This is a genomic window from Microcystis sp. LE19-41.2A (genome assembly GCF_027530405.1).
GTDB classification, from domain to species: domain Bacteria; phylum Cyanobacteriota; class Cyanobacteriia; order Cyanobacteriales; family Microcystaceae; genus Microcystis; species Microcystis aeruginosa.
On record NZ_JAPZQJ010000167.1, the window covers coordinates 1 to 1,044 of the forward strand.

Annotated in this window: 1 pseudogene; it reads left to right on the forward strand. The window is 40.4% G+C overall.

Annotated features, from left to right (window positions below):
- Window positions 1–692, forward strand: a pseudogene (locus tag O9290_RS07150) (RNA-guided endonuclease TnpB family protein); the annotation flags it as partial.
- Between the last annotated feature and the right edge of the window lie 352 nt (window positions 693–1,044).

Sequence of the window (1,044 nt, forward strand, 5' to 3'; positions counted from 1 at the left end):
TTGATGACCCAACGATTAAGCCTCTACCAGTAACAGATAAAGCCATCGGAATTGACTTAGGAATTAGTAGCCTCGTGATTACCAGCGATGGCGATAAAGTGTCTAATCCCAAGCATTTTAAAAAGCATTATCGGAGACTGCGAAGAGCATCTAAAAGCCTTTCTAGAAAACAGAAAGGGTCAAAAAATCGGGAAAAAGCAAGAATCAAAGTAGCCAAGATTCACGCTCAAATCACCGATAGCAGAAAAGACCATTTACATAAGCTAACCACTCAATTAGTTCGTGAAAACCAAACGATTGTAGTTGAGAATTTAGCCGTTAAGAATATGGTCAAAAACCCCAAGTTATCTCAGGCAATATCTGATGTAAGCTGGGGAGAAGTCACTCGACAATTAGCCTATAAATGCCGTTGGTACGGCAGAAATTACATCGAAATAGATAGATGGTTTCCCAGTTCTAAAAGATGTAGTAATTGCGGGTATATTGCTGAAAAAATGCCGTTAAATATTCGAGAGTGGGATTGTCCAATCTGTGGAACACACCATGACCGAGATATTAACGCTAGTAAAAATATTTTGGCCGCAGGGCTTGCGGTGTCAGTCCGGGTCGCGACCTGATGACCAGAACAGAGTAAAACTGGGGCGGCAGCTGCGAAAAATCCTTCGGGACACAAGCAGAAACCTAAATCGTGAGGTTTGGGAATCGCCGTCCGTTTTAGGGCGGTGAGGATGTCAAAATCTATACCAACTTAGATGATAATCTCGATTTTGTTATTTTGGGATAATCTGTTCTCTAGAAGTTCCTTTCACCTTGTCATCATTACCAGCGAAAAGGTTCCAAAAACCAGCAAAAATCAGCAATACTTGCAAAAGTTAAGTTTTTTATCTCAAATGTCGGGGTTTCACCCCGACCAATATAAAAGAGCGAAGCACGACTAAAATCTTGACAATCTCTGCTGTATAGGTTAACTTAAAATAAGTTGTTTGAGGTCGATAAACAATGATTATCTTAGAAATGAAAGCAGTGGTCAAACCAAGTCAGTCT